The organism is Candidatus Eisenbacteria bacterium (assembly GCA_016867715.1).
Lineage (GTDB): Bacteria > Orphanbacterota > Orphanbacteria > Orphanbacterales > Orphanbacteraceae > VGIW01.
The window spans coordinates 1-21,719 of sequence record VGIW01000054.1 but is presented as its reverse complement, the minus strand read 5'-3'; the positions used below and the strand labels follow the sequence as shown (position 1 = coordinate 21,719).

General features: G+C 65.6%; 19 protein-coding genes and 1 pseudogene. 8 read left to right on the top strand and 12 right to left on the bottom strand.

What is annotated here, in order from left to right; translation table 11 throughout:
- The coding region (locus FJY73_09730) for a hypothetical protein (GenBank protein ID MBM3320941.1) at positions 1 to 1,318 on the bottom strand (1,318 nt) is incomplete at its 3' end.
- 382 nt (positions 1,319 to 1,700) lie between these two features.
- Here FJY73_09730 and FJY73_09725 point away from each other — a divergent pair.
- The 5 genes from FJY73_09725 to FJY73_09705 all read left to right on the top strand — a co-directional run bounded on the left by FJY73_09725 (position 1,701) and on the right by FJY73_09705 (position 5,332).
- On the top strand, positions 1,701 to 2,768 hold the full coding sequence (locus FJY73_09725) for a dipeptide epimerase (GenBank protein MBM3320940.1): 1,068 nt from the start codon (positions 1,701 to 1,703) through the stop codon (positions 2,766 to 2,768).
- A 275-nt stretch (positions 2,769 to 3,043) separates the two neighbouring features.
- The gene (locus tag FJY73_09720) at positions 3,044 to 3,739 is read left to right on the top strand and encodes a transposase (protein ID MBM3320939.1); all 696 of its coding nucleotides are present in this window, start codon (positions 3,044 to 3,046) and stop codon (positions 3,737 to 3,739) included.
- 188 nt (positions 3,740 to 3,927) lie between these two features.
- Positions 3,928 to 4,302, top strand: a complete 375-nt coding sequence (locus FJY73_09715) for a metal-dependent transcriptional regulator (protein ID MBM3320938.1) — start codon at positions 3,928 to 3,930, stop codon at positions 4,300 to 4,302.
- Positions 4,299 to 5,051 (top strand): hypothetical protein, encoded by a 753-nt coding sequence (locus FJY73_09710; protein ID MBM3320937.1) that lies wholly within the window; start codon positions 4,299 to 4,301, stop codon positions 5,049 to 5,051. The genes FJY73_09715 and FJY73_09710 overlap by 4 nt, the downstream gene beginning before the upstream one ends.
- Complete coding sequence (locus tag FJY73_09705; protein MBM3320936.1) at positions 5,048 to 5,332, top strand: cytochrome c; 285 nt, start codon at positions 5,048 to 5,050, stop codon at positions 5,330 to 5,332. Before FJY73_09710 ends, FJY73_09705 begins: the two co-directional genes overlap by 4 nt.
- A gap of 65 nt (positions 5,333 to 5,397) precedes the next feature.
- Here the strand turns inward: FJY73_09705 and cysE are convergent, their stop codons facing one another.
- From cysE to FJY73_09675, 6 genes are all read right to left on the bottom strand, one after another.
- Positions 5,398 to 6,111: a serine O-acetyltransferase gene (gene cysE / locus FJY73_09700; GenBank protein ID MBM3320935.1), complete on the bottom strand. Its 714-nt coding sequence runs from the start codon at positions 6,109 to 6,111 to the stop codon at positions 5,398 to 5,400.
- A 4-nt stretch (positions 6,112 to 6,115) separates the two neighbouring features.
- Positions 6,116 to 7,072 carry a cysteine synthase A gene (cysK, locus tag FJY73_09695; protein MBM3320934.1) on the bottom strand — a complete coding sequence of 319 codons (957 nt, stop codon included), beginning with the start codon at positions 7,070 to 7,072 and terminating at the stop codon, positions 6,116 to 6,118.
- A 513-nt stretch (positions 7,073 to 7,585) separates the two neighbouring features.
- A complete protein-coding gene (locus FJY73_09690) occupies positions 7,586 to 8,542 on the bottom strand; it encodes a CHRD domain-containing protein (protein ID MBM3320933.1) in 957 nt (318 codons plus the stop codon).
- Positions 8,543 to 9,196: 654 nt separating this feature from the next.
- The gene (locus FJY73_09685) at positions 9,197 to 10,507 is read right to left on the bottom strand and encodes a class I SAM-dependent RNA methyltransferase (protein ID MBM3320932.1); all 1,311 of its coding nucleotides are present in this window, start codon (positions 10,505 to 10,507) and stop codon (positions 9,197 to 9,199) included.
- A 59-nt stretch (positions 10,508 to 10,566) separates the two neighbouring features.
- A complete protein-coding gene (locus FJY73_09680) occupies positions 10,567 to 10,800 on the bottom strand; it encodes an Lrp/AsnC ligand binding domain-containing protein (protein MBM3320931.1) in 234 nt (77 codons plus the stop codon).
- A 51-nt stretch (positions 10,801 to 10,851) separates the two neighbouring features.
- Positions 10,852 to 11,223, bottom strand: coding sequence for a hypothetical protein (locus tag FJY73_09675; protein ID MBM3320930.1), 372 nt, complete (start codon positions 11,221 to 11,223; stop codon positions 10,852 to 10,854).
- Positions 11,224 to 11,662: 439 nt separating this feature from the next.
- On the opposite strand from FJY73_09675, the gene amrS reads away from it, so the two are divergent.
- The gene (gene amrS, locus FJY73_09670) at positions 11,663 to 12,691 is read left to right on the top strand and encodes an AmmeMemoRadiSam system radical SAM enzyme (protein ID MBM3320929.1); all 1,029 of its coding nucleotides are present in this window, start codon (positions 11,663 to 11,665) and stop codon (positions 12,689 to 12,691) included.
- 272 nt (positions 12,692 to 12,963) lie between these two features.
- Entirely contained in the window at positions 12,964 to 14,520 is a 1,557-nt protein-coding gene (locus FJY73_09665; GenBank protein ID MBM3320928.1) for a glycosyltransferase family 39 protein, read from the top strand.
- A 289-nt stretch (positions 14,521 to 14,809) separates the two neighbouring features.
- On the opposite strand, the gene FJY73_09660 is transcribed toward FJY73_09665, so the two are convergent.
- The gene (locus FJY73_09660; protein ID MBM3320927.1) at positions 14,810 to 17,515 is read right to left on the bottom strand and encodes an insulinase family protein; all 2,706 of its coding nucleotides are present in this window, start codon (positions 17,513 to 17,515) and stop codon (positions 14,810 to 14,812) included.
- A 253-nt stretch (positions 17,516 to 17,768) separates the two neighbouring features.
- Here FJY73_09660 and FJY73_09655 point away from each other — a divergent pair, with 253 nt between their 5' ends.
- Positions 17,769 to 18,971 (top strand): hypothetical protein, encoded by a 1,203-nt coding sequence (locus FJY73_09655; protein ID MBM3320926.1) that lies wholly within the window; start codon positions 17,769 to 17,771, stop codon positions 18,969 to 18,971.
- 15 nt (positions 18,972 to 18,986) lie between these two features.
- On the opposite strand, the gene FJY73_09650 is transcribed toward FJY73_09655, so the two are convergent.
- The 4 genes and pseudogenes from FJY73_09650 to FJY73_09635 form a co-directional block, all read right to left on the bottom strand.
- Entirely contained in the window at positions 18,987 to 19,397 is a 411-nt protein-coding gene (locus tag FJY73_09650) for a DUF1761 domain-containing protein (protein ID MBM3320925.1), read from the bottom strand.
- Positions 19,398 to 19,540: 143 nt separating this feature from the next.
- A complete protein-coding gene (locus FJY73_09645) occupies positions 19,541 to 20,074 on the bottom strand; it encodes an SRPBCC domain-containing protein (GenBank protein MBM3320924.1) in 534 nt (177 codons plus the stop codon).
- Between the two features lie 407 nt (positions 20,075 to 20,481).
- Positions 20,482 to 21,411, bottom strand: a pseudogene (locus tag FJY73_09640) (DMT family transporter).
- Between the two features lie 31 nt (positions 21,412 to 21,442).
- Positions 21,443 to 21,719 (bottom strand): 23S rRNA (cytosine(1962)-C(5))-methyltransferase RlmI (locus FJY73_09635; GenBank protein ID MBM3320923.1); only part of this gene is annotated, 277 nt, incomplete at its 5' end.

The following is a 21,719-nucleotide window of genomic DNA, read 5'->3' as shown; positions in this document are numbered from 1 at the left end:
GGTTCGGCGAGACGGAAAGGAGCGGTTCGGAGACCGGATGCGACCCGTTCGCCGCCGGGCTCGCCACGCCGGTCAAGCTCGGGAACGCGACCACGACGAAATAGCCCTCCAGCACGAGACGGCCGCCGGACGCTTCTCTCTCGCGCGCATCGATCTCGTCCCCGACGAGCCCGAGCGCTTCGGGACGGACCGCGCGCGCCGGCTCGCTCAGCTCGGAGGGCGTTCCGGCGATCGCCGTCGGCGGGTAGTCGAAATCCGCCGTGAAGTAGACGCGAACGCTCCCGTCCACCGGGTCGCGATCGCTGAGCGTGAGCGCGCTGATCCCGGTGAAGTCGGTCAGCGCCGTTCCGGCATCCGCGAAGCCATCGCCGTTCACGTCGACCGGGTCTCCCTCGCGCACGAGCAGCTGCTCGTCGAGGTAGAGCGCCTCGATCGCGCCTCCTTGGATGTCCCAGATGAACGCGACGTCCCCGTCCGCGTTCATGTACGCCCCTTCGATCGCCCCCGCGAGGACCTCGCCGTCCAAGACGTCTCCTTCGCGATAGGCGATCCGGCCGTCGATCACAACCACCTCGTCGAGCGCGACATTTGCGTTCGTGTCGCCGGTGAACATCCATCGCCCGGCGTCCGTGATCCCCATAAAGTCGAAGTTGTCCCAGAGCTCGTTCAGCAATCCCCCCGCGGACGCCGGAACCGGCCCGTTCTCGCTGACCGGAAGACCGTCGATCACGACGACCGCTCCGTCGATCACCACATGGTCGTCGTTCAGCGACGATCCGGTTATCGTCTGAACATTCGCGATGAAGTGGTTGCCGCTCGCGGAGACGCGGTAGTCGAAGGTGGGGGAATTGTGGCCGAGCGTGTCGGGGAGCCCGACGAGCGACCAACCTCCGAGAAGGAGCGGCGTCGTCCCGAAGCCGTAGAAGAGCCCTCGGTTCTGCGTGCTTCCTCCGGGCGTGCTCGTGATCCCGCCGACGAAGTGCGGAGCACCCGCCGCCGTCGCCCCGGGCCGGCTCCCGAAGCTCCAGTACTTCCCCGCGAGGTGCGGGTAGGGCTCGCGCTCGATCATCACCTTCGTGTCATCGAGATAGACCGCGTCAAGAGAGGTGAACCCGTTCACCGTGTCGTCGCAGATCGGGCTGTAGGCGACTTCGAGCGCGTTCGAGATCCCGAAAAAAGACTCGAAGGAATTTTGCCTGTACTGCTCGATCGATGACTCGGTCCGAAGCACCGTTCCGGCGCACGGGAAGTTCCCTCCCCACGCATGGCTTCTGGTGACGAGACCGTCCGTCGTGTTCACCGTGACGGCGTATCTCATGCCGTGGCTCACCGCCGTGTTGTTCAGAGATTGGATCGTGTGGCCGGGCGGGGCCCCGGGAAGGGGTCCTCCCTCGATAAGAAGCGCGGTGGGGACCTCGGCGTTGGCGGGTGGATGGAAGGGAGCAAGAGAAGGAGAGCGGCGATCCGAGTGCAGAAGCTCACAACGGCACCTCCTGGGAGCGAACGGCGTAGGCTTTCGGCCGGAAGAGCGTGTCGGCTCTTCTACTTTCGCAGGCGAGGGCTCGCGCGTCAAACAAATCGTCTCGAAGAAGAAGGACCACGCCGACGGCCCGCGGCTTCTCCTTTCGATCGGCGGGTGGCTTCCGTCCTCGTCCGCGCGCGGATGGCCGGGCCCGCCGCCGCGTGCTAGACTCTCCCCCATGCGCATCACTCGGATCGAGGCGTGGCCGGTCGCGATGAAGCTCGCCGTCCCGTACACGATCGCGTACGAGACGGTGGAGACCACGACCAACGTTTTCTTGAGACTTGAAACGAACACGGGAGTGACCGGGTTCGGCTGCGCGGCGCCCGATCTCCACGTGACGGGCGAGACGCCGGAGGACGTGCTCGAGGCGATCCGCACGATCGGCGAGGAGACGCTTAAGGGGACCGACCCGCTTCGGACGACGAAGCGGCTCGAGGCGCTCCGGCCGCACCTCGCCATGAAGCGCTCAACGCTCGCCTCGATCGACATGGCGCTCCACGACATCCTCGGGAAGAGCGCGGGGCTCCCGCTCTGGAAGCTGCTCGGCGGCTTCCGGAGGAGCTTCCCGACGAGCATCACGATCGGGATTCTCCCGCTCGAGGAGACGGTCGCACGAGCGCGCGAGTCCGTCGGCCGCGGGTTTCGCTCGCTGAAGATCAAGGGCGGCCTCTCGGTCGACGAGGACGCGGAGCGGGTGCTCAAGGTGCGCGAGGCGGTCGGTCCCAAGGTCGAGCTCCGCTTCGACGCGAACCAAGGCTACACGGTGGAGGACTCGCTTTGCTTCGTCGAGAAGACGCGCGCGGCGAAGCTCGAGCTGATCGAGCAGCCGACGCCGAAGAGCGAACCGGATCTTCTCGGACACGTGACGAGCCGCGTGGCGCTCCCCATCATGGCGGATGAATCGCTCCGCACGTTCCGCGACGCGTTCCGCCTCGCGCGGCGGGACCTCGTCGACATGGTGAACGTGAAGCTCATGAAGGTGGGCGGGATCGGCGAGGCGCTCCTCATCAACGCGGTGGCGCGCGCGGCGCGGCTCGAGGTGATGGTCGGATGCCTCGACGAGTCGGCGCTCGGGATCGCCGCGGGACTTCACTTCGCGCTCGCGCGGCCGAACGTCGCCTACTGCGACCTCGACGGCCACCTCGACCTCGTCGGCGACCCCGCCGACGGCGCCGTGATCCTCAAGGACGGCGTCCTCTACCCGACCGACAGGCCCGGCCTCGGCTTCGAGCTTTGGATCTAGCTCGGTACCTGATACCCGAAGCCGCTTGGTACCTGATACCGCGGATCCGCTCTAGGCCTCCCGCTGGCTACGCCGTGGGCGGCGATCCCATTCCCTGACCATGTAACCGCTGATTTTGCAGCGCGGAGACCGGGCCCATCTCTTGCTCCCGAGCTTCCACAGGTACAAGAGGTATCGGATACCTTTCTCGGAAGGTATCGGATACGGAAAAGACAGATACGGAAAAGACACCGAAAAGACACGGGCAAGGAAACGCCGGGAATCAGGAGGTCATCTTGCCGCGACCACTTCGAACGGTGATACCGGGAGTTCCCCACCATGTCACTCAACGGGGAAACCAGGGGAGGGACATCTTCGAAACGGACGACGACCGGCGTTTCTACCTTGAGCTCCTCCACCGCTATGCTGTGAGGCACGGTCTCGCCATCTGGTCCTACTGTCTGATGACAAATCATGTGCATCTCGTTGTCGTTCCCTGTGATATCCGGTCCATCGCTCTGTCCATCCACGACGCGCACCGGCTGTACGCGTTCAGAAAGAACAGCCGCGCCGGAGTTACGGGTCATGTCTGGCAGGCACGATACTATTCCTGCGGACTTGACGAACGACATCTTTGGTCGGCGGTGAGATACGTCGAACGGAACCCCGTCCGGGCAGGAATCGTCGCCCGAGCGGAGATGTACTGCTGGTCCAGCGCCCCTACGCACTGCGGTCTGTCGCCCGAGACCTTTTGCTCCCCGGAGTTTCCTCCACCGGGGGTCATCGAGAATTGGGCCGAATGGCTGGCCTACCCAGATGATGACCAGTCGATCGCCACGATCCGCCGAGAGACCTTGAGTGGTCGCCCTTTGGGTTCGAAGGAGTTTCTCGAGCGGATCGAGTCGATTCCTGGATCGCGAGTCAAGACCGGGGACGATGGGAAGAAGACCGGCGCGCCCCCTCGAGGGACTCCGAACACCCGACCGGAATAGGGTATCGGACACCGAGCCCCTCGACCGGCGTATCGGATACCTATTCTCCCGGTTCCGGGAAGCAAGGTATCAGGTACCGATTCCGCTTCGCCGATTCTGCTTGACACGAACAGCCCGTCCTCGAACAATGTTCGGGTATCCTAACTTTCTAGGCAGGCGACGAGGTGGCCGAGAAACCTTCCCCCCGCATGGAGATGTACTTGAAGACGATCCTCCGCACGGAGGACGCGGACGGCGCGGCGCGCGTGAGCGCTATCGCGGAGACGCTCGGTCTTCGCATGCCGAGCGTTTCCGAGGCGATCCGGTCGCTCAAGGCCGCGAAGTTGGTGCTGCACAACTCGTACGGCTCGGTCCGCCTCTCCTCGCGGGGCCGGCGCGCGGCCCGCGCAGTCGATCGACGCTACACGACTCTGCGCCGCTTCCTCGTCGAGGTTCTTCGCGTGGACGAGAAAACCGCGGACAGGGACGCGTGCGCGATCGAGCACGTGGTGAGTTCGGACACGCTGAGGCGGCTTGCCGCGTTTCTCGAACACGCAGCGGGGGAAGGAAAGGAAACGAAATGAACGGAGAACGGAACCGGAGACCGAAGAATCCGCTCTCGACGAGCAGGCTCGCGGCCGTCGCGCTGCTTCTCGCAGGGACAGTCTTCACGGCCCACGCGGACCGGCGTCCTTACGTTTGGACGTACGGATACCATACCATGCCGCCGGGCGGAACCGAGCTCGAGCACTACCTCACGAGCAAGACCGGAGATCTCGACAACGTCGGCGAAACCTCGTGGGAGCACCGGATCGAGCTCGAAGCGGGACTCACCGAGCGGTGGGATGTCTCGCTCTACCAGATCTTCCAACAGCCGGCGGAAGGAGGGTTTCGATACGATTCGTTCCAGATCCGGACGCGGTACCGTATCGGAGAGAGCGGACTCCGTCCGGTCGATCCGCTCCTCTATTTCGAGTATCGCAGGCCCCGCGATCTCACTCTGCCGAACAAGCTGGAGGGGAAGCTCATCCTCGCGCGCGACGTCCGACGGTTCAACCTCGCCCTCAACCTGATCGAGGAGGTGAAGTTCGCCCCCGGAACCGTGTGGGAGACCGGCTATGCGTTCGGTGCGAGCTTTGAGCCGCATCCCGTGATCCGAGTCGGAGCGGAGATCTTCGGAAAGCTCGTCGTCGACGGCGATCTCCCGCACTACGCCGGTCCTACTCTTTCCATCGCGCGCTGGGGGTGGTTCTACACGGTCGGGCTCGGGTTCGGTCTGAACGATCACTCGAGCGATCTCCAAGCCCGCGCGATCCTCGGCTTGGATCTGTGAGCCGGCCGGCCGCGCGCCTCCGGATCGCCGCCACCATCGCCGCGCTCTTCGCCTCGGCGCTCGTGATCGTGTGGTGCGCATGCGCGGGCTCCCGTCCGATCGGGGACGGATCGGAAGGCGCCCGGCTCTACACATCACGCTGCCGATCGTGCCATGCCTTGGGCGATCCCGCGTCCAAACCGTCCTCGTCCTGGGAGAGGTTCCTGGAGCTCCACGCGGAGCGGGCTCGACTCACCCCTGCGGAGCGCGACTCGGTCCTCGCCTTCCTCGAGAGGAAGTAGAAGCGGGAGTTCGCTTCCACGTTCGAGTCGGCTCCGTCGCCCGCCCCTCCGCGAGTCGGCGCGGCTCAATGGTGCTTCTCGGCGTCGCTCCGCCTCCCCAGCTTGCTCTCGAGCTCGTGCACTCGATCGAGAAGAATCTCGAGCACACGGACGTCGTGATCGCCCCGGCTTTCGGTGAGGTCCACCTTCACCGCATCCTCGCCGTCCGGTCTTCCGCACCCGAGAATGCGCGCCGCGATTCCGATCACGGTCGCTCCGGGGGGGACATCCTTCACGACGACCGCGCCCGCGCCGATCCGCGCGTTCTCACCCACGCGGAGCGCCCCGAGCACTTTCGCACCCGCCCCGACAACGACCCCTCGCGCGAGCGTGGGATGGCGTTTCTTCTTCTCGAGGCTCGTGCCGCCGAGGGTCACCCCTTGGTAGAGAACGACGTCGTCGCCGATTTCCGTCGTCTCTCCGATCACCACGCCCATTCCGTGATCGATGAAGAAACGTCTCCCGATGACCGCCCCCGGATGGATTTCGATTCCGGTGAGGGCGCGGCTCGCGTGACTGAGGAGCCGCGCCGCGAAGCGCAGCCTCCACTTCCAGAGCCGGTGCGCGAGGCGGTGGATCCAGACCGCGTGGAGACCGGGGTAGCAGAAGAGAACCTCGAGGACGCTTCGCGCGGCAGGGTCCTTCTCGAAGATCGTCCGAACGTCCTCCGCGAGACGGTCGAGCGATTTCGGCCGTTCCCTCGCGCGCACGGCCGGCGCCGTTTCCACATGCTCCGTCATCTTCCTACTCCTTTCGCGCCGCCGCGCTCTCCGCGACCTCGAGGAGCGCCGTCGAGAGATAGCGCTCCCCCGTGTCCGGAAAGATCGCGACGAGTAGCTTCCGCGCGTTCTTGGGACGCCTTGCGACCTCGAGGGCCGCGACGAGCGCCGCGCCGCACGAGATCCCGGCGAGGATCCCCTCCTCGCGCGCGATTCGCCGAGCCGCCGCGAACGCCTCGTCGCTCGATACCTGAAGGATCTCGTCGATCACGCTTCGGTTCAGGATCTTCGGGACGAACCCCGCCCCGATCCCCTGGATCTTGTGCGGGGACGGTTTTCCGCCCGACAGCACCGGGGACTCCGTCGGCTCGACCGCCACGAGGCGGAGCGAGGGGCGCCGCGGCTTCAGAACCTCTCCGCACCCGGTGATCGTTCCCCCCGTCCCGATCCCGGAGACGATGATGTCGACGCTCCCGTCCGTGTCGGCCCAAATCTCCTCGGCGGTCGTCTCGCGGTGGATCGCGGGGTTCGCCGGGTTCTCGAACTGTTGAGGGATGAACGAATGGGGCGTCTCCGCGGCGACCTCGCGTGCCTTCTCCACCGCGCCGGTCATCCCCTTCTCGCCCGGGGTGAGGATCACCTCGGCGCCGAAGAGCCGAAGAAGGTTTCGCCGCTCGAGGCTCACCGTCTCCGGCATCGTCACGATCAGCCGATACCCCCTCGCCGCCGCCACGAAGGCGAGGGCGATCCCGGTGTTTCCGCTCGTCGGCTCGACGATCACCGTCTCGCCGGGCCGGATGAGTCCTTCGCGCTCCGCCGCGTCGATCATGCTCACGCCGATCCGGTCCTTCACGCTGGACAGCGGGTTGAAGGACTCCAGCTTGGCGACAATGCGCGCGCCCCCCTTCGGCGACAGCCGCCGGAGTTCGACCAGAGGCGTGCGCCCGATGGTTCTCGTGATGTCCGAATAGATGGTTCCCATGCAAAGAGCTCCTTCCGAGGGCTCCCCGCGGCGCCGCTTCGCGCGGCCGCCGCCGGAAACCGGTGCCGGGGACGAAAAAAACCCGCCGGCGCCTCGCCGACGGGTCGAAGTCTCGATCCGGTTCGCCTTTCAGAAACGATGAATCAGATCAAGCCCCTCCCTCCCGCGGCGCGCGCGCGACGACAACAACAACAGCAACCGATCCCGCGGGCGAAGGTTCTCATTCCGCTCCTCGAATCCGGCCGGCGACCGACCGTCTACGATGACAAGTTTAGTTCAACCGTCTCCGTTCGTCAAACGCTTCCCGGCCGATCGCCCACTTCCGACTTTCCGACGGAGCGGATCTCGTCCACCGAAACGCAGCCGCTCCCCCGGTCCCCCCCACGATCTCTCGCGGCTCCCTCCTCGACAGCGGCCTCGAAGGGAGGAAGGCTTGTTCGGGGACCGCTGTTGCTTTACCGGGGGGAGATTCCGGCGCGCGCGACGACCGTCCCCTTTTCGTGCGGGGACCGCCTACCGGAACAGAGTCTTCAGCCGACCCCAACTCGACGGCTCGACCGCAATCTCGCACTGCGGCACCACGGTGACCGAGTTGTTCTCCTCGCTCCACTCGACGCTTGCGTTCAACGCGTCGAGCGTGACGACGACGCAGGTCTCGTAGCAGATGTCGAGCCCCTGCGTGCTTTGCTTATTCCTTGTATATTTGCATTTACAGACCTCCACATTATTCTCCACGGTTTTCCTACATCCGTGATTTGTCCACGTGTCCATATTCGGGCACGTCTCACCCTGCTTGTTCCTGCAATGGTACTGCTGACCCCCCCAAAACATCTCGCATTTGTCTTGGTGAAGCCAGGCAGTCTCGTCAGCCATCAGGTCCGAAAGCAAGTTCCCCTCGCAGTCGCGGATCGTGATGGACCAGGTGTTCCTGTCGTCGTCGTTCCATCCCGCGTACACCGTTTCGTCGATCTCGACGAGAACCGAGTCCCCGACGATCGTGAACCGGACATCCTCGGGAGTCAGGGTGAGGTCGAAGAACGGATCCACCTGACCGCGAATCTCTCCCTCCGGAAAGACGGTCGTGCGGATGTTCACATAGGCGAGGTTCCAGATGAGGCTGTCCTCCTGGCTCTCGTCGTAGTGCCACCCCCCTACTTTCGGGCTCCCGAGAGGGAGCGCGTGCAGCACCGGACCGATCGCGCCGCGCCCCGCGAACCCGTGGATCGCAGCGGCCGTCTCCTCTCCGAGGAGAGCCCCTTCCGGGAACGTAATGTGATAGGAGACCGTGTTCGCATCCGGATCGACGACGAACGTTCCCGTTCCGACGGCGGGGGAAGGATTGGGCGGCACTTCCTGCTCGCCGTCGATCGTATGTGCGGTGTAGTTCAGAGGCCCCGCGAAGCACGGGGCGGTGGTAGTAAGAATCGCGAGAACCCCCCAAGCGAGGATCCCCTTCCCAAAAACACGCATCGGAACTCCTCCTCTTCTCGGGCGACCCGGCTTCCCGGCCGGGGTCGGCCTCGAGCGCGTTCGGACCGGGGACGGCCGGCAAGCGTGCTCGTTGATGAGCCGGTCGGCCGGCAGGTTTCCCGAACGTCCGTCGAGCGCGGGCGGTTCCTTCCGCCCCCTCTCGACCTCGCACGTCCTCGTCCTTCCTCGACGCGCCTGCCGCACCTGCGAGCGACGGAACCCGGGGGACCCGACGGAAAGGGCCGATTATCGGCGAACGCGCTCGGGCTTCGAGGAAGGGCTCTTCATGTTCGCGAGAGCGGCCCGAGGTCGGATTCGGACCCCGGGCCGTTCCGTGGGAAAGCGAAGAGGCCTGAACGTGGGGAGAGGGCTCATGTGTTCCTCGGAGTCGCCCGGGCCGGTCGAAGGCACGGGCACCCGTCCGACCGCGAACCATGAGAACCCGTGCTCACGTTCGAGCACGGGGAGAATCCCGACTCGGAGGAAGCTGCGCTTGCCTCGCTTCGACGTGCCGACGCGGTCGCAGGGCAGGCTGCTAGTCTGACAGGTATTGTGTCATTCCGTTCTCTTCATTTCAAGGACTCCGGCGATTCGGTTTCGCATTCCCCTCTCGGTCGGCAGGACGCAGGGGGACTCCCCACTGGGCGCGAGTCCTCATGCCGGGGAACGGAAAGCGGTCACCGTCTCGATATGCGGCGTCTGCGGGAACATATCGATGAGAAGCACGCGCTCGATCCCGTAGCCCTCCGCCTCAAGCAGGCGAGCGTCGCGCGCGAGGGTCGCCGGATCGCAGCTCACGAGGTCGATCCGCCGCGGGCGGAGACGCCCGAGATCGCGGATGACGGATGCGCCGAGCCCGGTCCGCGGCGGGTCGGCGACGACCTCCGCTTTCTCCAGGTCTCCATGCGGAAACCCGCTCCTCGCCCATTGGGAGAGTACCTTCTCGACGAGACCCGGGACGACGGTCCCTCTCTTCGCGAGCTCCGGATCCCGCGCGAGGTTCGCGCGCGCGTCCCTGACCGCGACGCGATCGCTCTCCACCGTCACGACCTTCTCGAACCGATCGCCGAGCGCCGCGGCGAAGAGGCCGACGCCCCCGTAGAGATCGAGAAGAAGCGGCCCCCGCCGGTCCGCCGATCGGCCGTCCTCTTCCATGCGCGCGGCGATCCGGCGGACGAGCGCTTCCGTCTCCGCGAGGTTCACCTGAAAGAAGCTCTCCGCGTGCACGCGGAACACGCGCCCGGCGAGCGGGATCTCGAGATGATCCTCTCCCCACACCGCCCCCCCGTTTACGAGAAGGCCGAGACAGGACGGGGGAACGCGCGTCTCTCCGATGCGCGCGAGAACGCGCTCGGCGAACGAGGCGGGTTTCCCTTCCCCTCCGGAGAGATCGACGAGGAAGCCGCCCTTTCCATCGAGCCGGACGAGAGCCTGCCGAGCGCGCGGGAGCGCGAGGAGAAACGGGAGCGCTTCGTGGTTGAACACTTCGGGCATGAGAAGATTGTGGTCGAACGGAACGACCACGCGCGTCCCTCGGCGGTGCATTCCGTATCGTCCGCCGCGCCCGAGATGGAGCCGGATCTTGTTCCGATATCCCCAGGCGGGGCCCGCCGGCTCCGGACCTTCCAGCCGCTCCCCGAGATCGATCCGCGCGATTCGCGCGAAGCAGTCGCGCACGATCTCCCGCTTCGCCTCCCGCTGCGCCGCAAGCTTCATGTAGAAAAGATCGGCCCCCGCGAGCGCGCCGGGAGACATGTCCGGAGGCTCTTCCCGATCCGGCGAGGCCTCGAGGATCTCGAGAAGCGCGGCCTCGAGGAACCCCTTCGCGCGCCGAACGATCCGCGCCCTCACCCGCTCCCCCGGCAGCGCCCCGCGGACGAACACCACCTCCCCGTCCTTCCGCCCCATCCCGGCGCCGCCGGTCACGAGCTTCTCGATCGTCGTATCGAGGGTTTCGCCGTGCATAGACAAGAACGCCCGGTGCCGAATCGCGAATCGGGCCGGGCGAGAAGGGAGCGCAGCTCCTACCAATCGAGGATCAGGTTCGTGGTGGTCCCCTGGATCCCCTCGATCGCCCGAATCTTGCTCACCACCAGGTCGAGAATCGAATCGACCGAACCGCTCTCGACGAGGCAGATGATGTCCTGCTCTCCCGCCGTGATGTCGGCGTTCAGGACCTCGGGAACCTGACGAAGGCGGTTACGGACGTCCACCTCGCGCCCGACATCGGTGTTGATGCGAAGATACGCCTTGGCCATTGCCGCTCCTCCTCGGTTCGCCCCCGCGCGCCGGCGCGAAGAGCCCTCCGTCTAGTAGAACACGATCTTCCGCAGCGTCTGCAGCTCGTCTCCGGTCAACAGGAAGGAACCGCCCTCCTGCAGCTCGCCGCCGATCTGGTTGATGCGGACGATGAACTCGATCGTCTCGCCGTCGGTCTTCCGGATCTCCGTGCGGAAGGTGTAGTCGAGGTCCTTATCCTCGATCATGTCGTACTTGTGCGAAACGGAAAGCGCCTCGCTCGCTCCGATCCTCCCGAGAACGCGAAGCTGCTTGATAAATCGCTTCTTGATCTCGTAGCGGGTGTTGAGGAAGTACCCGACCAGCGCCTCGCTCGACCCGAAACCGTGTCCTGTGTTGAACCGGATATTTCTTACGTAGTACGTATCGATATCGGTTGTCACGACTCCGTTTTTATTTACCTGAAGCGTTTCCAGAAACGGAGAATCTTCGCCCGCTTCTCCGGCCGCTTCCCGGCCGGACTCCCGCTCTTCCGCGCGCGCCTTTGCGCTGGGGTCCTCGAGCGGGGGCGCTCCGGCGCAGGCCGAGAGAAGAAAGAAGAGAATCGGAAAGAAAGAGACACATCGCCTGATCGCCGTGGACACGTGGCACCTCCTCGAAGGCGGACCTCGGAGCGCCCGACCGGTTTCATGCTACCGGGCCGGCGCGTCGCGCGTCAAGAAGCATCGGGTCAACGATCCGGTCTCCGCGTTCCCTCGACGTAGGGCCGGAAGAGATCGAGGATCCCGGCGATGCTCCCTCCCGACCTCCGCTCTTTTCGAGTGGCCGCGCGATGGGCCTCAGGCTAAGTTAATGCATGAGCCCCGTGGTAGGGAGAGCCGCATGAGGACCGAAGCGGAAAGCGCCCCGCATCCGGCGCTCTGGTGGCGGGAAGAGAACGGGCGGGTCGTCTGCACGCTCTGCCCCCGCTTCTGCAGCCTGCGCGAAGACCAAGCCGGCTTCTGCTTCATCCGGAAGAACATCGGGGGCGCGCTCGTTTCGCTCGGCTACGGGCGGCCGAACGGCTTCGGCGTCGATCCGGTCGAGAAGAAGCCGCTGAACCACTTTCTCCCCGGAACGTCGATCCTCTCGTTCGGAACCGCAGGGTGCAACCTCGGCTGCAAGTTCTGCCAAAACTGGACGACGACGAAGGCGCGGGCGGACGCCGTGCGAACCGTCCGCGCCTCTCCGGGGGACGTCGTCAGGATCGCGATCGACGAGGGCTGCCGCTCGATCGCCTACACGTACAACGACCCGGTCATCTTCGGGGAGTTCGTGATCGATTGCTCGAGGGCCGCGCGCGCGGCGGGGCTCAAGAACGCGATGGTGACCGCCGGCTACATCACCGAGGAGGCGCGCGCCGACGTCTTTCGCTTCATCGACGCGGCCAACGTCGATCTCAAGGCGTTCACCGATGCTTTCTATCGGAAGTATTCCCTCGCCCGCATCCAGCCGGTGAAGGAAACGCTCCTCTGGCTCCGGAGAGAGACGGACGTCTGGATCGAGATCACGACCCTCCTCATCCCCGGCCTCAACGATTCGCCGGAGGAGATCCGCGCCGAGTGCGCGTGGATCCGGGAGGAGCTCGGGGCCGAAACGCCGCTCCACTTCACCGCCTTCCATCCGGACTATCGGATGAAGGACCTTCCGCGGACGCCGCACGCGACCCTCGGCCGCGCCCGCTCGATCGCCCGCGAGGAGGGCCTCTCGTTCGTTTATGTCGGAAACGTCGCCGACGCCGAGGGTCAGACGACTTCTTGCCCGGGTTGCGGCGCGACTCTCATCGAGAGGGATTGGCACTCGGTCCGAGCGAACCGGATGCGCGGGGGTGCGTGTCCGGATTGCGGCGCCCGGATCCGGGGGGTCTGGTAGCGGACGGGAGACTCCTCGGCGCGTTCGACGTCGGATGCGGTATGTGCGGTCCGATTCGAGCGGAGCCGACGAGCTGGGGAACTCTGAAGAGCCTCTTCCGAACACGTGGTCGGCTGTCCCAAGCAGCCTTCCACGATTCCAACTTCTGTGGGTCCGAAAGTCTGGGACTGACTCGAGAGGCCGCGTCTTCTTCAACTCTCTCTCCACTTTCCAAGAAGACTTCGCTAGAGTGGGAATCGGCCGGCGGCGCGCGGCGGGCCGGGAGGTGAACCTTGCGTGTAACCCGAAGCGGCAGGCGTTCGATCTTTCTGCTCGGTCTCGTTCTGACCGTCGCGCTCGCGGTACGGCTTCTCTTCCTCACGCGAAACGGCCTCTGGTTCGACGAGGCGATCGTCCTTCACCGATGCAGCCTGCCCTTCGGGGAGATGCTCCGTTTCATCCGCTCGGGCGACAACACGCCTCCTCTCCACTACATCCTCATGTGGGGATATCTCCGCCTGGTCGGGGGGGGGCAGACCGCCGCGGAGATCCCCTCGGTTCTCGCGAGCCTTGTCGGGATCGTGTATCTCTATCGCCTCGGCCGCGAACTCCTCGGCACCGCAGAAGGAGGACTCAGGGCGGCGGCCCTCCTCGCAGGAAGTACGTTCTACCTCAAGTATTCATGGGAGATCCGTTGCTACTCGCTCCTCGCAACTCTTTCGATCGCGAGCGCGTTCTACGCGCTCCGAAGTTGGAATCGTCCGCATGACAGGAAGGCGCTTCTCAAGTACGTTCTCGCCGCATCCCTTGCCCTGAACACGCACTACTTCGCCGCTCTTCCCCTTCTTTCGCTCAATTTGATCGCTTTCGGGCGACTGCGTCCGTTCCGGCGCCTCTGCGCTTGGACGGCGGCGCAAGGAGTTGTTCTTCTCTCCATGCTCCCGTGGGCGATCGGCATCGGCACGCAGTTCAACCGGGTCGCGTCCGGCTTCTGGATTCCTCCCCTCACGATTCCGTGGTTCTTCGGCCAGTTCTTTCCGACCGTCTCTTTCAACTTTCAGCGCTTTCTCCAGCCGGCGCTCGACCCGGCGGGCGCGGCAATCCGCTGGGCGGACGTGCCTCTGCCGGGATGGATCGTCCTTGCGGTCTTCTCGGCGATTCTTCTCCTCTGTCTGGCGGGCCTTCGGTCCCGAGACCTTCGCTTCCCGGCGGTCTTCGCTTTGACCGGGCTTCTCTTCCCCATCGGGCTCGTCGTGATCATCTCTCTTACGGTTCAACCGCTCTTCTTGGAAAGGTATTTCTCTTCCTTCATGCCCTTTCTCGCGCTGGGGGGCGCGGTCGCTCTCGAGAGAACCGCTCCGCGCCCCCGCGCGGCCGTCCTCGGCGTTCTCATCGTTCTTCTCGGCCTCGACACGATCTCGATGATCCGACACCCTCACGAACAAGCGCCCCGAAAGCTCGCCGCGTTTCTCGACGAGACATGCGAGGCGGACGATCGAATCATCTTCCTCTCCCCCTACCTCTACTTCCCCGTTTCCTACTACACCCAAGGACGCCTCGACCTTAGGATCTTCATGACGAAGGGAGGGTGGGAGCCGATCGCACTCGAGGTCCCTCCGGGGAATGTCCTTTCCGTGGAGCATGGTTCGCGCGCGACGGAGGGCGCCGACCGGGTCTTCGTCGTCTCGGGCTACTACTACGACTCCGGCTACGAGAAGAAGGTCGAGACCGGCTGGCGCGAGTGGCTTCGGATGGAGCCGAGCGCCGTCCGCCGGATCCGACACGTGGGTCCCGCCGGCACGCTCTGGCTGTATGAGAAGCCGGAGCCTGCTCGAGACGACCTTCCATAAGGGCGACAATGCGGGCCGTCAGGAGCCCTTCCGCCTCTTCGATCGCCTCCTTCTCGCTCTCGCGCGTGTCGCCCGAAAGGAAGCTCGTCTCGACGTCGCGTGCGAGCGCGGGGAGCATGAGATAAGAAGAGAGCTCCAAGGGGGTGAAACGGCCGGTTCCCGAGCGCGCTGGGCCTCTCGATCCGACGACTTGCCGCGGGCCCGGTGCGCGGGGACGATTCGGAGCCGGCGAGCTCTTGCACCGCCCCCCGGCTTGAAAGAACCCCGAGAGATCCTCGCCGGATCGAGGTCAGTCCCCGGCTCCGGCCGGCCGGCCCTTCGAGGTCCACTCCTCCGGGCGCGGTAGCCCCGAACCCTCGAGCTCAGCTTCGATCGTGGCCTTGTCGCCGAGAAGGAGAAGAAGCGCCTTCTCCACCGGAACCGCGCGCGCGCCGAGCGCGTTCAGGTCTTCGGCGCGGGCCGCGCTCATCGCGGCGAGATCCTCCCCGATCGAGGAGAAGGGAAGGCCTCTCCAGAGACACGACTCCGCCGCCCAGAGAAGACCGCCGAGCCCCTCGAACTGCTGAATGCTTTCCATGCGAAGCGTTTCGCGCGCCATCCCGGCCTCATCTTCCGTCACGTCCCCCGCCCGGATTCGCTCGAACTCCTTCAGGAACTCGCGAACCGCCGCCCCGGTGACCTCGGCCTGGACGTCCGACCTGGCGGAGAGATAGCCGGTCGACGGCGACATCGTGTAGCTCGAAGAGGCGCCGTACGTGAAGCCGTGCGTCTCGCGAAGGTTCTGGTTGAGCCGGCTCGTGAAGGAACCGCCGAGAATCGTGTTCAAGAGATCGTAGCGGACTCGATCCGGATCATCCGCGAGGGGTCCCGGCATATAGGCGCGAATCACGGTCTGGACCGCGCCGGGCTTGTCGACGACGACCACGCGGAGCGCGTCGTTCGCGGGCGCGCGCCGCGCGAGGGGACTCGCTTTCTCGAACGAGGGGCGCGCGCTCCATCCGCCGAACGCCCGCTCGAGAAGATCGCGCGCCTCCTCTCTCGTCACATCCCCCGCAACGAGGAACGTCGCGTTTTCCGGACCGTAGAAAAGTTCGTGGAGCGCGTGGATCTCGCCGAGCGCGATCGCCTCGACATCCTCGACCGTCCCATCGACCGGCCGCCCGTACGGATGGTCTTCCCCGAAGTACGCGCGCATCCCGACGCGGGAGGCGACCGTCGCCGGGCGGTCGAGCGCGCGGAGGAGGTCGTCACGGCGAATCCTCCGAACCCGTTCCCATTCCTCTTCGTCGAATCGCGGGCGGAGCACCGCGTCGGCGAGAAGACCGATCGCCTGGGAGAGGTTTCTCTCGAGAGCCGAAAGGCGCACGCCGGAGAACTCGTAGCGCGCGTAGGGACGAAGGCTCGCGCCGAGAAAGTCGACCGAGTCGGAGAATGCGATCGCGCCGAGCTCCCCCGCCCCCTCGTCCAGCATGTCGGCGAGGAGGCTCGCGGAACCCGCCTTCGCTTCGTCCATGTGAGCGGCGCCAGCCGCGAGAAAGAGAGAGATCTCGACGAGCGGAAGCTCGCTCCGCTCCCAATGGCGCACCTCGATCCCGTTCGAGAGGCGGAAGACCTCGGGCTCCTCGGGGTCGAACGCTCTCGACTCCATCGATGCGGGACGCTCGTCGCGCGCGGCCCGGAGCGCCGCCTCCTCATCCGGAAGCACGCGCATCGCGAGGCGCCCGTTCGGGCGAAAGACCCCCTCCGCCCACCGGCGGACATCGGCAACGGTCGCCTTCCGGTACCGATCGAGGTCCCTTCGAAAGGAGTTCGGCTCGCCCCAGTAGAACTCGTACAGGTTGAGCCGGTCCGCCTTGCGGACGATCGATTGAAGGCTCGAGAGGGCGCCACGCTCCCACTGCGCCCGCTGGCGCTCGAGCTCCTCGGCGCTCGGCCCTTCAGAGACGAACCGCCCGATCTCCTCGTCCACCGCCTTCTCGATCTCCTCGAGCGGAACCCCCTCGCGCGCGGTCACGACCACGTAGAAGAGGGAGCCGAGCGCCCCGGACGCCTGAACCGCCGCAACCTCCGTCGCGATCTTCTCGTCGTAGACGAGCCGCTTGTAGAGCCGGCTCGACTTGCCGGAGGCGAGAAGATCGGCCGCGAGGTCCATCTCCGCGTCTCCCGGCTCGAAATACGCGGGGGACGGGTAAGCGAGATAGAGACGCGGGAAGCGGACGTCGTCCGAGTAGACGACGCGGCGCTCCTCCTCGAGCCTTGCGGGCGGGGCGGGGCGGCGCGGCGGCTCGGGGCCCCGTGGAATCGTCGCGAAGAGCCGCTCGATCAGCGGCTTCACCTCGTCCGGATCGAAATCCCCGGCGACGGAGAGAGCCGCGTTGTTCGGCACATAAAATGTCGCGAAGAAGTCCTTTACGTCCTGAAGGGTCGCCGCTTCAAGATCCTCGTGCCTTCCGATCACGTCGATATGGTACGGATGCTCCGGCGGATAGACGTGCTGGCTGATCCGGTACTCCGCCTCGCCGTACGGCTCCATCTCGACCCCTTGGCGCCGCTCGTTTCGGACGATGTCCCTCTGCGTGTCGAGCTTCTCTTGCGTCATCATCCGGCCGAGGTCTTCCATTCGGTCCGCTTCGATCCAGAGAAGCGTCGGGAGGAGATCGCGGGGTCCGTAGGAGAAGTAGTTCGTCCGGTCGGACGAGGTTGATGCGTTCGTCCACCCGCCCCCCTCCTCGACCAGAACGTCGATCTCCGGGATCCGTTCGGTCCCCATGAACATCAGGTGTTCGAAGAGATGAGCGAAACCGGAGCGGCCTTCCGATTGGTCCTTCGCCCCGACTCGGTACCAGAGGTTCACGCACGCGCTCGGAAGGGAATGGTCCTCGTGCAGGATCACCGTGAGCCCGTTCTCCAACCGGTACTTCTCGTAGGCGACCTCTTGCGCGAGCGCCGGGAACGCGAGTGAGAGAAGAGCCAAGAGCCGTGCGATTCGGATCATCGATGGACCTCCTGAATGAGACGTCGCGGGAGCGTCTTCTCGACCGTTTCGGGAAGGCGCCCGGCGCCCCCGCCGGACCGGGATTCTAGCACGAAGGGGAGACATGCGCACTAGGAGAGCATGCTTGGGGTCTTCCCCCCTTCTGCCGATAGACGGAAGAGGGGGACGAGACCGGGGACAGCACCTATTTCGCACAGAGACGGGTCACTATCTCCGATCGACGAAGGCGGAAGAGAGAGAGCGGACGGAAGAAATGAGACTCCAAACGAATCGAAAGGACGAGAAGTACGATCCCGCGCACCGTGGGCGGGTGGAGAGAAGCCTTCTTTCCGGGGAGGGAGGATCCGTCCTCATCCTTCTCGCGATCGTGCTTGCGGCCATCCTCGCCCTCGGCGCGCTCAGCATCGACATCGGCATGATGCTCCTCACCAAGACGCAGCTCCAGAACGCGGCCGATTCCGCCGCGCTCGCGGGGGCCTCCGTGATGGCTCGTTCGGGCGGGGAGAGGGGGGACGCGAGGACCGCGGCGATCCGACTCGCGGCCGCGAACCGGGCGTTTGAGGGATCGGATGGAAGGCGCTTCAACGAGTTCGCTCCGGTCATTCTCGAGGAAGAGGACATCACGTTCCCCGAAGCCGGGGTGATCCGCGTGGCCGCCCAGCGGACAGAAGCGAGCGGGAACCCGCTCCGCTCTTACTTCCTGAAAGTGCTCGACCCGCGGGCGAACGCGACCATCGATGTGCGGGCGACCGCCTCCGCTTCGTACATCGATGTTTGTGGTACGAACTGTCCGAAGCCCTGGGCGCCCCCCGACCGCTGGCACGACGCGAACAAGAACAACAAGTACGACCCGAACAAGACGACGAACAAGAGCGAGTACTACGATCCGAAGCTCACCGGATATCGGCTTCCGGACGACCTCGGCGTCCAGGTCACGATCAAGATCCGCTCGGCGAGCCAGAGCATGGTCCCCTCATACTACTACGCCGTCGACTACCCTCCCGTCGGGAAGGGAAACCCGGGCGAGGGGGCGAACCGCTATCGGGAATGGATCGGAGGGTGTCCCGACCCATCCTTCGTCGTCGAGCCGGGAGACATGCTCCAGATCGAGCCGGGAAGCATGAGCGGACCGACGAAGCAGGGGCTCGACGTCCTCTATGCGCTCGACCCGAAGGCGCGCTGGCACAGCTTGAACAAGAAGGTCGTCGACTCCGCCTACTTGAGAAGCCCCCGGATCGTCACGATCCCTCTCATGGACCCCTCGATCGGGGTCACCGCAGCGGGACCGGGACGAAAGAAGGTCGTCGTCGCGAAGCTTCTTAGCTTCTTCATCGAGAGCTATAGCAGCTCGAACGTCACCGGCCGCCTCGTGGGCGCCGCGGCGCCCGGATCCGCGGTCCCGTGCGCCACACAGACCGGCCGCTCGTTCCTCTACAAGGTCAAGCTGACGGAGTAGATCATCCAGGCCACACTACATCCACGCCCCCAGGATCGCGCCGATCACGACGAGCTCGACCAAGTGATGCAGCCAATAGATGTAGAAGAGCGGGCGCGGGCGCCCCTCGAACAGGTCATCGACGAGCAGGGTCGCGCCAATGAGCCCGACCCCCGCGAGAAGACCGATGAGGACGCCGCCGCCGAGCGTGTTCATCCCGGTCCAGCAGAGAAGCCTCGCCATCGTGTAGCTGATGAAGAACCCGCAGATGAACGCCCAGAGGATCTTCGATGGGCCGAAGCTCTTCTCGATCTCCTCCTTCGACTTGCCGATCGCGCGCATCCACGCGTTCCCGAAGAGGGCGGGTTGGTACCAGATCGCGCCGATCGCGACGCTCGCGATCGCGCCGACGAGAACCGCGAGATAGTTCATCGAAACCGGCGTCATCGGAACCTCCTTTGCGGCTCGTGCCGGCCCAACCGGATCCGCCTCGGCTCCCGCATCTCATTGGGCCTTCGCGAGGCGTGTCTGAGCCGGCACCCCTTTGCCCCGGTCGAGAAAACACCGGACGAGTTTCCGTCGGGTTGGGACTAGTCGCCCTTCCCATCTCCTTTTCGTCTCCGAGACGTTCCCGCGGAACGGAACTCGGTTCCCGCGTCCGCTTCCGGGAACTCCTCGTCATCGCCGACCTCGAGCAGATCGCGGAGATACTCGAGGTAGTCCTCCCAACCCACGTCGGTCCCCTTGAAGAAGCCGTCCCATTCGGGCGAGGCCGGTATCCCCGAGTGGACGAGCCGAAGAACCGTCGAATCCCCGCGGTCCTCGAGCGTGAACTCCTCGACCACCGCCCCGCCCTCCGGCATCGGCGGAGCTCCCTCGAAGGGGAGGTAGACGAGGCGAAGCCTCTTGTGCGGCTCCCAGACGTCGATGCGCGCCTCGCCGTCCCCCTCCGCTCCCCAGGAAACCCAGAAGCGCCCGTCCTTCCGCGGCTCGATCTCCGCCTCTTCGACGAACCAGCGGGTGAGCATCTTCGGATCGGTGAGAGCTCTCCACACGAACCGAACCGGCGTGCGGATCTCGATCGTATGCTCGTGACTTCTCGTCGCGGAACTTCGCTCGGCCATCTTCTCTCCGACTCCCTTTCTGGCGCCCGGCCGGGAAGACGAGCGGCCGGGCCGGCTTCGCGGGCCCAAGGAGCGCCCGCATCCGATACCCGTTCTCCCAATCGATCCGCCGCCCGCGATGATCCGAACCGACCGCGGGCCTCGGTCCCTGCGCAATCGGCCTCGCAACATTCTAGCGGATCGGAGGCGGCGGCGCGAGAACTCTCGACGGGGCTCCGGACGGCCGAGCCCGGTCCCCTACCGAAACGGAGGACCGCCGGAACTCCTCCCCTCGAGATCCTCAAGAACGGCGCTCTCCTCGCCGCGCAGGCGACCGATCACCTCGATTATCGAGACCTCGACGTCACGGCACCCGTTTATTATCGCGTCAAGGTGTTCCAGAACCCGACGCCGATGGTGGACGGCAATCACTGCCCCAACGAGCGCGCCTGGTCCTCGCCGATCTGGGTGGAGTCGCGATAGGGGCGGGGATCCTCCGCGGAGGCACCTCTCTGCGAAACGAGCATCCCGGCGAGCATGAGCGCGCATCCGGCGAGACCGCGCGGCGGGATCCGCTCGGCGAGAACGACCGCTCCCCCGATCGCCGCGAACACCGCCTCGAGGCTGAGAAGGATCGCTGCGTGCGCCGAAGGCGCGACCCGCTGCGCGGCGACTTGGAGCGTGTAGGCGACCGACACCGAGAGAATCCCCCCGTAGAGGATCGGAACGGCCGCTTTGCGCACGCCGGCGAGGTCGACCTCCTCGAAGAAACACGCGACCGCGAGACTCGCCGCCGCGCAGGCTCCGTACTGCACCGCGGCGAGCGGGATCGCGGGAAGACGCTTCTCCCCCGACAGCCGCCCGATGAGAAGAACATGAACCGCGAAGAAGAGCGCGCTCGCGAGAACGAGAAGATCCCCCCGCGCGAAGCCCTCGCGTCCCCTCAGGCTGAGAAGGTAGAGCCCCGCCGTCGCGAGGATGGCGCCGGTCCAAGTCCGGCGCCCGGCCGGCCGGCCGAGGAGCGCGCCCAGCATCGGCACGAAGAGAACATAGAGCCCCGTGATGAAGCCCGCCTTCCCCGCGGACGTGTGCACGATCCCCATCTGTTGGAGCGAGACGCCGAGGAAGAGGACGATCCCCGCGGCGATCCCGAGAGGAAGAAGCGAGGACTGAGAAGAAACGAGGGTCCCCTCTCGGCGCGCGCGGTTCCGCACGACCCAAGGGAGCAGGACCAGACCTCCGAGCGCGAACCGGATTCCGTTGAAGAAGAAGGGGCCGAGATGCGCCATCGCCGCCTTCTGGGCGACGAACGCGAACCCCCAGATGGCGGCCGCGAGAAGGAGGAGAAGCTCCGCTTTCCGAATCGCGCCCGCGCTCTCTTCTCTCCGCTCAGTCGGCACGACAGACGAGCCCCTTGAGATACGAACCTTCCGGAAACGAGAGGAGCACGGGATGGTCCGGCGCTTGCCCGAGGCGGCGCAGAATGCGCGCTTCGCGCCCCGCGTCGAGCGCCGCGTCAGCGATGATCTTTTGGAAGAGGTCGGCGCCGACATGCCCCGAGCAGGAGAACGTGATGAGCGTCCCGCCCGGCGCGAGAAGCTTGAATGCGAGAAGGTTGATGTCCTTGTACGCGCGGCTCGCGCGCGGAACCTGCGCCCTGGACTCG

Excerpts from the sequence above, each read along its gene's own strand:
- FJY73_09715 (MBM3320938.1), top strand. The coding sequence starts at position 3,928 with ATGGAGATGTACTTGAAGACGATCCTCCGCACGGAGGACGCGGACGGC.
- FJY73_09660 (MBM3320927.1), bottom strand. The coding sequence starts at position 17,515 with ATGATCCGAATCGCACGGCTCTTGGCTCTTCTCTCACTCGCGTTCCCG.
- FJY73_09725 (MBM3320940.1), top strand. The coding sequence starts at position 1,701 with ATGCGCATCACTCGGATCGAGGCGTGGCCGGTCGCGATGAAGCTCGCC.
- FJY73_09690 (MBM3320933.1), bottom strand. The coding sequence starts at position 8,542 with ATGCGTGTTTTTGGGAAGGGGATCCTCGCTTGGGGGGTTCTCGCGATT.
- FJY73_09685 (MBM3320932.1), bottom strand. The coding sequence starts at position 10,507 with ATGCACGGCGAAACCCTCGATACGACGATCGAGAAGCTCGTGACCGGC.
- FJY73_09710 (MBM3320937.1), top strand. The coding sequence starts at position 4,299 with ATGAACGGAGAACGGAACCGGAGACCGAAGAATCCGCTCTCGACGAGC.
- cysE (MBM3320935.1), bottom strand. The coding sequence starts at position 6,111 with ATGACGGAGCATGTGGAAACGGCGCCGGCCGTGCGCGCGAGGGAACGG.
- FJY73_09680 (MBM3320931.1), bottom strand. The coding sequence starts at position 10,800 with ATGGCCAAGGCGTATCTTCGCATCAACACCGATGTCGGGCGCGAGGTG.
- amrS (MBM3320929.1), top strand. The coding sequence starts at position 11,663 with ATGAGGACCGAAGCGGAAAGCGCCCCGCATCCGGCGCTCTGGTGGCGG.
- FJY73_09650 (MBM3320925.1), bottom strand. The coding sequence starts at position 19,397 with ATGACGCCGGTTTCGATGAACTATCTCGCGGTTCTCGTCGGCGCGATC.
- cysK (MBM3320934.1), bottom strand. The coding sequence starts at position 7,072 with ATGGGAACCATCTATTCGGACATCACGAGAACCATCGGGCGCACGCCT.
- FJY73_09655 (MBM3320926.1), top strand. The coding sequence starts at position 17,769 with ATGAGACTCCAAACGAATCGAAAGGACGAGAAGTACGATCCCGCGCAC.
- FJY73_09645 (MBM3320924.1), bottom strand. The coding sequence starts at position 20,074 with ATGGCCGAGCGAAGTTCCGCGACGAGAAGTCACGAGCATACGATCGAG.